Source organism: Clostridium sp., assembly GCF_036781005.1.
Lineage (GTDB): Bacteria > Bacillota > Clostridia > Clostridiales > Clostridiaceae > Clostridium_B.
The window spans coordinates 1-10,668 of the sequence record NZ_DAIQBT010000058.1; the positions used below are offsets into that span (position 1 = coordinate 1).

Annotated in this window: 9 protein-coding genes and 1 pseudogene; 2 read left to right on the forward strand and 8 right to left on the reverse strand. The window is 35.4% G+C overall.

Features of this window, described 5'->3' with window-relative positions:
- Positions 1-78 precede the first annotated feature (78 nt).
- Together V7Q02_RS15040 and V7Q02_RS15045 are read left to right on the forward strand one after the other, a co-directional pair.
- Positions 79-537 (forward strand): glyoxalase/bleomycin resistance/dioxygenase family protein, encoded by a 459-nt coding sequence (locus V7Q02_RS15040; RefSeq protein ID WP_333861904.1) that lies wholly within the window; start codon positions 79-81, stop codon positions 535-537.
- Positions 538-1,002: 465 nt separating this feature from the next.
- Complete coding sequence (locus V7Q02_RS15045; protein WP_333861905.1) at positions 1,003-1,431, forward strand: hypothetical protein; 429 nt, start codon at positions 1,003-1,005, stop codon at positions 1,429-1,431.
- A 9-nt stretch (positions 1,432-1,440) separates the two neighbouring features.
- On the opposite strand, the pseudogene V7Q02_RS15050 reads toward V7Q02_RS15045, so the two are convergent.
- The 8 genes and pseudogenes from V7Q02_RS15050 to nifH form a co-directional block, all read right to left on the reverse strand.
- Positions 1,441-1,675, reverse strand: a pseudogene (locus tag V7Q02_RS15050) (transposase); the annotation flags it as partial.
- A gap of 177 nt (positions 1,676-1,852) precedes the next feature.
- Complete coding sequence (nifB, locus tag V7Q02_RS15055; RefSeq protein ID WP_333861906.1) at positions 1,853-4,546, reverse strand: nitrogenase cofactor biosynthesis protein NifB; 2,694 nt, start codon at positions 4,544-4,546, stop codon at positions 1,853-1,855.
- Positions 4,547-4,569: 23 nt separating this feature from the next.
- Positions 4,570-5,904, reverse strand: a complete 1,335-nt coding sequence (nifE, locus tag V7Q02_RS15060) for a nitrogenase iron-molybdenum cofactor biosynthesis protein NifE (protein ID WP_333861907.1) — start codon at positions 5,902-5,904, stop codon at positions 4,570-4,572.
- Between the two features lie 76 nt (positions 5,905-5,980).
- Positions 5,981-7,345: a nitrogenase molybdenum-iron protein subunit beta gene (nifK, locus tag V7Q02_RS15065; RefSeq protein WP_333861908.1), complete on the reverse strand. Its 1,365-nt coding sequence runs from the start codon at positions 7,343-7,345 to the stop codon at positions 5,981-5,983.
- Entirely contained in the window at positions 7,345-8,946 is a 1,602-nt protein-coding gene (nifD, locus tag V7Q02_RS15070) for a nitrogenase molybdenum-iron protein alpha chain (RefSeq protein WP_333861909.1), read from the reverse strand. Before nifD ends, nifK begins: the two co-directional genes overlap by 1 nt.
- Positions 8,947-8,967: 21 nt before the next feature.
- Complete coding sequence (locus tag V7Q02_RS15075; protein WP_333861910.1) at positions 8,968-9,360, reverse strand: P-II family nitrogen regulator; 393 nt, start codon at positions 9,358-9,360, stop codon at positions 8,968-8,970.
- A gap of 15 nt (positions 9,361-9,375) precedes the next feature.
- Positions 9,376-9,702, reverse strand: coding sequence for a P-II family nitrogen regulator (locus V7Q02_RS15080; protein WP_333861911.1), 327 nt, complete (start codon positions 9,700-9,702; stop codon positions 9,376-9,378).
- 142 nt (positions 9,703-9,844) lie between these two features.
- The gene (nifH, locus tag V7Q02_RS15085) at positions 9,845-10,663 is read right to left on the reverse strand and encodes a nitrogenase iron protein (RefSeq protein WP_333861912.1); all 819 of its coding nucleotides are present in this window, start codon (positions 10,661-10,663) and stop codon (positions 9,845-9,847) included.
- Positions 10,664-10,668: the final 5 nt, after the last annotated feature.

Consider the following 10,668-nt stretch of genomic DNA (forward strand, 5'->3'; position numbering starts at 1 on the left):
CCCTTGATATATAAAGAAAATTTATAAAAATAGTGTAAAAAAACTTTACACTAACGAATTACTAATGGAGGTATTGATATGAAATTTAAATTAGCATTATTAGCAGTAAAAGATGTTAATGTTTCTAAGAAGTTCTATAAGGAACTTTTTAATCAAGAAGTTGTTCTTGATTTAGGGCGGAATGTAACATTTAGTGGTGGATTTGCAATACAAGAGGATTTTGCATGGCTTGTAGATTTGCCTGTCAATTCTGTTATAGAGAAATCTAATAATATGGAATTGTATTTTGAAGTGGATGATTTTGATGAATTTATACAAAAGATGAAGGATTATAGAAATATAGAATATGTACATCAGCCTAAGAAACATGAATGGCAACAGAGAGTTGTTCGTATTTATGATCCAGACCATCACATTATAGAGATAGGGGAGTCTATGGCAGTTATAGCAAAGCGTTATCTTGATAAGGGTTATTCAGTAGAGGAAACGTCAAAAATTATTCAGCACCCAATTAAATTTGTTGAAATGTATAAATAATGAACTTATACTAAGTAAAATATATTACGTACTTTTCTAATATTGTTTATCAACTAAAAAGGCTTTATTGCCTTTTTTTATTTTGTCATTGAGGACACATCTGCTTGTATTACCTATTTTTTATGTTTTCATAAATATAAATTCCATATTATAACATTTGCTTTTCAGTACATGACACGGATGCTCCCTCTACCCCAAAAAATAGTGTACTTTAATAAGCCTTTTCTATTAAGGCTTTTTTGATTCACAGACTCTTTAAGACTTTAAAATTAAGCACTGCTTTTAAACAGGTTCTATACAAAATTACAGAACTCAGTATAATATAAATGCTTACGCATATTTTCAAAAAGATTATTATAATGGTTGGTGTATATATAATGAATCAACTGGAGATTATTATATAACTGATGGAAATCATTATACAATAAGAACGTATATACCATTATAGGATAGGAGTGAGATTTTATGGACAAATTAAAATATAAAAAAATAATTCTCGTAGTCACATTAATATCCGTTATTTTAATAGGAACATCTGTATTTGCATTTAATAATATAAAAGAATCAAAAAATAATAATGATTCAACCCCTCCAAACAAAACTATGTCATCAAAGAATTTTAATAGCCGATTAACAGATTTTAAAACTAAAGATGAAATTAATAAAAACATAAAGGTTAAAATTAAGGAGCCTAAATATAAGCATGCAAATATAAAACAAATAAATGTACAAGGTCAGAGACAAAGTAGTAGATTAGGGTCATTTGATTTAACTGTGATGACATATAAAGGAGATGATAATAAATATATCAGGATACAAGAAGCTCAAGATACAGGAAAACCAGAAGATTTATTAGCTAACTCTAAGAAAATATCTATTAAGTACTTTTTCTAGTTGTGATACATCATGACGATTTGCCCCCGTCACCACTACTGATAACGGTACTCCTCTGCCGTCTGCGAGGATATGCTTTTTGCTCCCATTTTTTTCCCCGATCCGTTGGATTTGCTCCAACAGATTCTTTTGCAAGGGGAGCTTTATTCATACTCCCGTCTATACTAAGCCATTCCCAATCAATTCCCTGGATTTCATTATATTTCTCAAGTCCTGATTTCCACATATTTTCGAATACTCCAGCTTTGCACCTCAGGTATTAGATTTTTTACTTCTTTCCAAAACTCATCTGTCATCTCCCATGATTGCTTTTGTATCATTTGCAGAACTCTCCCTATCCCTTTTTCTTTATTATCGTAGCATACCAGAAACTATTTAGGGATAAGCTCTTAAAACTCCCATTTGTTATTCCTTCATTTGACTATTTACAGTTTGTGGTTTGTTGTTTTTCCATTTCTGCTGCTGCACGTATGATGCCTTTGTTTATGGGATCATACATTTCTATAACCTTTAGTCCTATTGCCTCTAATTTTTTTCTTGGTTCAACTCCAATTCTAAGTACAAGAACCCCCTGACAATCTTCTATGGTTCTTACTATTTTTGAAATTTTATCCTCATGTTCGTCACAATCTACAATTCCTGTACAATATTTATCTACATTTCTTTTTTCTAAAAATCTTATGGTTCCAGAATTATAGGAATATATATAAAATTCAGAAGCATGACCAAAATGTTGATCTATATTTATGCCGGATCTTGAAGAAACTGCAAATTTATATTTTTTATTTTGAAGTTCCTTTTCTGCCTGTTTTTCTTTAGCCTTTCCAGTACACCCCCCAGAACATCCTGCGGAAGTTCTAAAATCTATGGAACGATCCTCTGCCAGAGTTCCTATGGCATCTGCCCTACACTGCCTGCAGTGATACATCTGTTTCATATCCACTTCACATGTTTTTCTCATTTCGTTCAATTCTGCATTGGAGACCAGAGGAAGATGTTCAAATCTACTTCCCTGAACCGGTATCATCTGCATTATGTTGGTCATGTAAGCACCACATTCTTTAACTTTTTTCACCACTTCTTCTATATGTGAATCATTTATTCCCTTTAACATAACTATATTTACTTTACACACTACACCTTTTGAACATAGATATTCAAGTCCCAAAAGCTGATTTTTCAAAAGTATTCTGGCAGCTTCCTCTCCCTTATACTTGCGTCCTAGATAATTTACTTCCTTATATATAAGTGCCCCTATTTTTTCATCTACTGCATTTATAGTTACTGTAACATGGGATACTCCAAGTTCTATTAATTGATTTGCATAGAAAGGAAGCATAAGGCCATTTGTAGACAGACAAAAAGTTATTTTGGGGTCTTCTTTTCTTATAAGCTCTAAAGATTTCTTTGCTTTGGGAAAATTTGCAAGGGCATCTCCTGGACCTGCTATCCCTATAACTGTTAAATTTTCTATTTTGCTTTTTACAAGCTTGAATTTTTCAAGTGCTTCTTGCGGAGTCAAAACTTCGCTTGTAACTCCCGGCCTGCTCTCGTTGGCACAGTCATATTTTCGGCTGCAGTAATTACAACTTATATTACATTCAGGTGCCACAGGTATGTGCATTCTGGCAAATTTGTGGGCATTGTCTCCAAAACAGGGATGGGTATAGCTTTTATCTTTATTTGACTTTCCATAATCTTCTGAAGACATATGAACTTCCACCTTCTTTTCTATATTTAAAATAGGGAGATAGTAGTCCTTATAAGCTTTTTCCCTATAACTATTCTGAGTTATTTCCAGCATGGCATTTGACACTGCATCTATTAAAAAGGAAGAACCATTATATGCAGTTATAACCTGCCTTTGCCCTCCTACCCTGTCATGAATGGGAAAACCTGTTCTTATAAGTTTTACCCCAAGTTTTTTTGCCATTGTCCTTCCATCGGAATTACCTATCATCAAATTCACATTAAACCTTTTAGCATAACTTTCCATAGTTTCAAAATCAGTATCATCAAATACTATGAACTCTTCTTTTTGAGATTTTAATTCTTCCTTAAGTTTTTCTTTTAAGGCAGCATTTTTAGAACCTGTTCCTGCCACCTTCACAAGTATGCCATTTTCCACACAAAGCCTTGCAGTAGAAAGCAGAAGTTCCGGTTCTCCATACAATACCACCCTGGCTTCTCCAGTATACTTATGGTTGTCTATCATCGCATCTAAATATCTTCCTTTTTGAAGTACATATTCCTTTGGTATCTCTTTTCCTGTAATTTTCGATACAAGAAAAATAAATTCATTTGTATTTCTTATACCCATGGGTATTCCACATTTATAAAGAGGAACTTTGAACTTATCCCTTAAGTATACCCCCGGCGAATCTTCATCTTGTATTGTAATACCCATTTCAATGGTAGCTTTCGCTCCCCCCATTTTTTTTATATCCTCTATTTTAGTTCCTCCCTTTGGTATTCTCCTATACTTTTCATTATGAGGAGAATCCAGGGTGTTTGATACATCCGGTAAAATAGTATACTCTATTTTAAAATCATCCAGTATTTTTTTTATATTTCTCACATCTCCCGGATTTAAATTGGCACATATAATATTTAATTTTCCGGTGTTTTCACATTCTTCACATACCTGTTCTGCTATCTTTCTTAAAACACTGAAGTATCCTTCTGCCTGAGTGTTTCCATATCCAGGAGTAGATGCAGTTATTATTTTTATATCCTTTATATTTTTATTTTTTTCCTGTTCTTTATAGAATTCTTCAACTATTCTGTTTACGTCCTCTCCTATGGTTTCTGCAAGACAGGTAGTAAGTATGCCTATGGTGGTTGGATTATACATTTTTATCATATTATTAAGACCCTTTTTTAAATTGTCTGCCCCGCCGTATACAGTACCTTGTTCTGTAAGCGCAGAAGATGCTATATCTACAGGTTCATTATAATGGGTGGCCATGTGTCTCCTTATATAAGTGCTGCATCCCTGAGAGCCATGTAATATAACCATATTATTTTCTATTCCCTTAAAAGCCATGACCCCTCCCATGGGCATACACATTTTACAAGGATTTATATCTACATTTACCAATTTTTTATTACTCAATTAAACCATCTCCTTAAAACATTCTATATATAATTCCATACAGGGCTGTTTATGGTTAAATCTATTTCCTTTGCAAAGTTTACAGCCCCTTCAAATCCTGCCAGTATATGCTTTCTTTCATGGTTGTGATCACAAAATGCAACTCCCAGTTTATAGGCAAGAGGCCTTTCTTTCACTCCTCCCACCAGTATGTCTGCCCCTTTTTCCACCATAAATTTTTCAAGTTCAGAGGGGTTTGCATCATCTAGTATTACAGTGCCCTCCTTTGTAATTCTCTTTAACACTTCATAATCTTCAGGTTTTCCAGTTTGTGTTCCTACCATAACTGTTTCTATGCCCAAATCTCTAAATTGCCTTATGAGAGATATGGCCTTGTAGCCTCCCCCCACGTATATGGCAGCCTTTTTCCCCTGAAGTCTTCCTCTATAATAATTCATATTATTTTCTATTTTCCGTTTTTCAAATTTTACAAGTTCTTCTGCCTTTTTTACAGTATCCTCATTTCCCATAAGAGCTGCAATTTGAAGCAGTGAATTTTCACTATCCTCTATACCTATAAAACTGGTTTTTATAAAAGGAATTCCATAGCTCTCTTCCATCTGTTTTGCCATGTATCCCATAGAACCTGCACATTGAACTATATTTAACTTAGCCTGGGGAGCCTTTATTATATCATCGTATTTTCCATCACCTGTAATATTGGCCACTACATCTATACCTATCTTTTTAAGATATCCTGTTACCACCCATACTTCCCCTGCCAGATTAAAATCTCCAAGATAATTAATGGCGTTGATTTTTTCTTCAGCTTTTTTCTCTCCTATAAGTTTCATTATGGCATCACAGGCTGCTTTGTATCCCATAGATTTATTTCCAGAAAATCCGGGGGATTTCACAGGTATTACTTTTATGGAATATTTTTTTTCTGCCATCTTACATACTGAATCCACATCATCTCCTATAACACCTACTATGCAGGTGGCATATACGAAAATAACTTTAGGGTGAAATTCTTTTACTATTTCATCAATGGCCCCTATCAATTTTTTTTCTCCACCAAATACTACATCCATTTCACTTAAATCCGTAGAAAAGCTGTTCCTGAACAATTCAGAGCCACTGGTAAGGCTGCCTCTTAAATCCCAGGTATAAGCCGCACATCCTATAGGGCCATGAATCAGATGAAAAGCATCTGTTATAGGATTTAAAACTACTCTTGCACCACAGTACACACAAGCCCTTTGACTTACAGCTCCCGATGCACTGTTTTCCTCACATCTAAGTTTCATATCTTTATTTTTAAGGTTGTAACAGACAAATTCTTTTCTATCCTCTATAATTTCCACCCTGTTTTCCATAAGCTCCCCTCCTAAAAGTTTTAATTAAACTGAATTCAGGATGAAATACATCCTGAATTCAGTTTATTTTTCATTCTTACAACACAAGTTCAAAATCTTCTTCCTTGCATTCCCTGTCCATTTTATCCAGTATGGCATCACACATCATTTCAATCAGCCTCATAGAACCTCTATATCCTATTTTAGGATTATAATAGTATCCGTATCTGTCAAGTACTGGAAATCCCAATCTTATAAGAGGAATATTTTCCGCTCTTGCAATGTATTTTCCGTGGGAATTTCCAACTATAAGATCTACCGGGTCATTTTTAATCCACTGATGCATTTCAAAAAAATCTCCGCTACTTTTCACTTTGGCCCCCTGTACTCCTCCTTTCTCCAACATTTCATTTATAGTTTTTGTAAATTTATCTCCCGGAGTACCTGTAACAACATATCTTGGATTCATACCCAGTGCTATGGCAAATTGGGTAAATGATATTACAGTATCTGGATCTCCTATTATAGCTACTTTTTTACCATGAAAATATTGGTGGCTATCCAACATTAGGTCTACAAGCTGCCCTCTTTCCTCTTCAATTTCATAAGGTACTTCCCCCCCCACAAGTTTTACAAGCTTCATTAAAAACTCGTCTGTGGCATCTATTCCTATTGGTATGGGCAGTACTTCAAAAGGCACTTTGCATTTTTTCTCCAGTTCTATAGCTGCATCCTGGGAGGAAAAACTTCCAAAGGCAAAGGTACGTTTGGAATTTCCTGTATCTCTTATTTCCTCAATTTTTGTTCCCCCTTTTGGAAACATTTTAAATCCTTCAGTCATAGGTGAATCCACCACTCCACTGGTATCTGGCATTATGATATGTGGAATTCCCATGCTCTTAAGTATTCTTTTATACTCTCTCATGTCCGCAGGTCCTACAAAACCCGGCAATATATTTATCTTTCCATTTTCAACTCCCGTATTTTCAGATAGATAGGTAACCATAGCTTTAACCATGTTTGAAAATCCTGTTATATGGGAACCTACATAACTTGGGGTATTGGCATGAATCACTATTTTCCCTTCTGGTATTTGTGAATCTGCAATATAGCTAACCAGGTCGTCCCCAACTGTTTCTGAAAGACAAGTGGTATGAACTGCTACAATATCCGGGTTGTATATTGAAAATATATTCTTCATAGCTGTCTTAAAATTAGCGCCTCCTCCAAATACACTGGCACCTTCTGTAAATGAACTGGTGGTTGCCATTATTGGATCCTTAAAATGTCTTGTAAGCTGCATCCTGTGGTAGGAACAGCAGCCTTGAGAGCCGTGACTGTGAGGCATGCAATTGTGTATGCCAAGGGCTGCATACATAGCTCCTATAGGCTGACAGGTCTTAGCTGGGTTTATTCTCAACGCTTTTCTTTCATATAATTCTTTTGGTGTTAAATCCAACATTATTTTTCACCTCCTGCTATTTGTCCTTCAAGTAATGGTTCCTTTCTCCAAGGTGGGGTAACATAGCCCCAGGCCGGTGTAAATACTCCTGCAGCCAGATCCCTTGCAAATATAACTGCACCTCTAAATCCTGCATAAGGTCCTGAGTAATCATAGGAGTGAAGCTGCTTTGAGACTACTCCCATTTTTTGTATAACATATTTGTCCTTTATCCCAGAGAAAAACATATCAGGCTTTAATAATTTTATAAACTGTTCTGTTTCATGGTGATTGAGATCATCTACCACTATGGCTCCCTCATCCATATCCTTAATCATACCTCCATAGTATTCAAAAGGTATTTCCTCTTTTAAAGTTTCATATCTTTCAGGAGGTATTATAATGCGATATTTTTCCTCATCTTTTTCTACAGTGAGTTCCGGTATATTTCTTGTATCTGCATCTAATTTTATATTTGGAATAACTTCTCTTCCCTCATAATCATCACGGTGTCCAAATTCATATCCTGCGAGTATAGTTTTTATGCCTAAATCCTCCAATAATTTCTGATAATGGTGTGCCCTTGAACCCCCTACAAATAAACATGCAGTTTTTCCATGAAGTTTATCCTTATAAAAACTTATTTCTCCGCTGATTGCTTCTAGTTCCTCTTCTATAACCTCTTCTGTTCTTTTAGTAAGTCCCGGGTCGTCAAAACATTTTGCCATATTTCTAAGTGTTTCAATAGTGGATTCCACTCCTATAAAATTTATTTTAACCCAGGGTACTCCATATTTTATTTCCATCATCTCTGCAATGTAATTTATTGATCTGTGGCACTGTACCAGATTCAAATCAGCTGCATAAGACTGTTCAAGTCTATCATAGCTGCCGTCGCCACTGAACCTGCCCACTACATTGTATCCTATTTTTTCTAAAACTCTTTCAATTTCCCAGGCATCTCCTCCTATGTTATACTCACCCAGCATATTTATGGAGAACTTCTTTTGTTTCACAGGTGCTTTCCCTTTTCCTACAATACTTTCCAGTATACTGTTATTTGCTATATGATGGCCTGCAGACTGACTTACTCCTTTATAACCCTCACAGTTAAAGGCGAGTACCTGTATACCATATTCCTTAGTAGCTTCCTTGGCAACTGCATTTATATCGTCACCTATAAGACCAACTGGACAGGTAGCATATATTCCGATTGCCTTGGGATGGAAAAGATCCACTGCTTCCTTTATAGACTGTTTTAATTTTTCTACTCCACCAAACACTATGTCTTTTTCCTGCATGTCCGTGGAAAAAGTATACTCTAAAAAGTTTTGTTCCCCATCTTCAGCTTTAGCCTTATTTCTCCTGGTTGCCCAGGTATAATAAGCACATCCTATGGGACCATGGGTTATATGCACTATATCCTTCACAGGTCCTAGAACAACACCCTTACAGCCTGCATAACAACATCCTCTGTTTGTCATTATGCCAGGTACTGTCCTTACATTTGCCTGTATCACTGGATTTAATTCATCCTTTGACTTTACCAGTATATGTTTTTTTCTATTTTTAAAAGTTTTAGCCGGATATACTTCTAAAACCTGATCCAATACCTTTTTCATAAAATCATCCCTTTCTAAGAATTAAACAGCTTCATCCTGCCTTTCTCCAGTTCTTATCCTTACCACATCTGTAACCTTGGTTACAAATATTTTTCCATCTCCCGGATGTCCTGTTTGGTTTATATCAATAACAATATCTACAATTTTTTTTACATCTTCATCTCTGGCTAAAATCCATATAAGTCTTTTTGAAATCAACCTGTAGCTCTCTGATATCTGTTCCATAATTTTTCTATCCTCAATCTGGTGCAGTTCTTCCTCTGACATATATTCACTTACCATGGACAAATTAACCATTTTCTTTCCCCGTCCTAAAACATCCTTACAGGTTATAGATGGAAATCCATTTTCAGCAAGAGCTTTTTTTGTTTTGCCCACCATGTTCATTCTAATAACAGCCATAATTTCTTTCATTTTCTGATTCCCTCCCTACAACGTACTTGTTCCCGAACTTATGGTATATACCTCTTCCACTGGAGTTACAAATATCTTTCCATCTCCAAAGGCTCCTTTTTCCCCTGTTTTTGCATTTTTTGTGATTATTTTTATAATATCTTCTTTATCTTCATCTTTTATAGCTATTAAAAGCATTTGCTTTGGTATTTCATCATAAAATATTTCTCCTACTTTTACTCCTCTTTGTTTCCCCCTGCCTACTACGTCAAATTTACTAACTGCCGGAAACCCTGCATCACATAATTCTGAGAGTACAACCGCTGTTTTTTCAGGTCTAATAATAGCTTTTACTAATAGCATATTGAATTCACTCCTCTTTTTATGGTATAATGTCTTTGGTTATAGTTTGATTTCAGGTATATCTCTTAAAATTTTGGGTGAATTTAAGAGATATATTTTTCAGTTTGAATCTTACTTAATACTTTTACTCTTCGGGCTTTCATTATTCCAGCAATCCATGTTCCATGAGTATCTCTTCAAGCCTATCCTGTGCCATTGGCTTTGGTATTACAAACATGTCATTTCCATCTATTGCTTTAGCAAGTGCTCTATACTCATCTGCCTGTTCTACTTCCGGACTGAACTGTATAACCGTCTGTTTATTTATTTCTGCCCTTTGAACATCATGGCTGCGAGGTACAAAATAAATAAGTTGTGTTCCCAGTTCTTTTGCAAAAGCTTCTAAAAGTTCTCTTTCATTTGCAACTTTTCTGCTGTTACATATAACACCACCTAACCTTACTCCGCCTACATTGGAAAATTTACTTATACCCTTTGAAATATTGTTAGCAGCATACATGGCCATCATTTCTCCGCTGGCTACTATATATATTTCTTTAGCTTTACCTTCACGGATTGGCATTGCAAATCCACCGCATACAACGTCACCTAATACATCATAGAAAACATAGTCTAAGTCATCTTCATAAGCACCTAATTGCTCCAGCATATTAATTGAGGTTATAATACCCCTTCCTGCACATCCAACTCCAGGTTCCGGACCACCTGACTCAACACATTTTACATCTCCAAACCCTATTTTCATTATTTCCTCTAAATCTACATCCTCTCCTTCTTCTCTTAATGTATCCAGAACTGTTTTCTGTGCAAGTCCCCCTAGAAGTAATCTTGTTGAATCTGCTTTTGGATCACAGCCTACTACCATTATTTTCTTTTTCATTTCAGCAAGTCCTGCAGTAAGATTTTGTGTAGTTGTAGATTTTCCAATTCCACCTTTTCCATAAATAGCTACTTGTCTCATTTTTC

Bases quoted from the DNA above. Each gene is read 5' to 3' on its own strand.
- nifH (WP_333861912.1), bottom strand. From the start codon at position 10,663: ATGAGACAAGTAGCTATTTATGGAAAAGGTGGAATTGGAAAATCTACA.
- nifD (WP_333861909.1), bottom strand. From the start codon at position 8,946: ATGAAAAAGGTATTGGATCAGGTTTTAGAAGTATATCCGGCTAAAACT.
- nifE (WP_333861907.1), bottom strand. From the start codon at position 5,904: ATGGAAAACAGGGTGGAAATTATAGAGGATAGAAAAGAATTTGTCTGT.
- V7Q02_RS15075 (WP_333861910.1), bottom strand. From the start codon at position 9,360: ATGAAAGAAATTATGGCTGTTATTAGAATGAACATGGTGGGCAAAACA.
- V7Q02_RS15045 (WP_333861905.1), top strand. From the start codon at position 1,003: ATGGACAAATTAAAATATAAAAAAATAATTCTCGTAGTCACATTAATA.
- nifK (WP_333861908.1), bottom strand. From the start codon at position 7,345: ATGTTGGATTTAACACCAAAAGAATTATATGAAAGAAAAGCGTTGAGA.
- V7Q02_RS15040 (WP_333861904.1), top strand. From the start codon at position 79: ATGAAATTTAAATTAGCATTATTAGCAGTAAAAGATGTTAATGTTTCT.
- V7Q02_RS15080 (WP_333861911.1), bottom strand. From the start codon at position 9,702: ATGCTATTAGTAAAAGCTATTATTAGACCTGAAAAAACAGCGGTTGTA.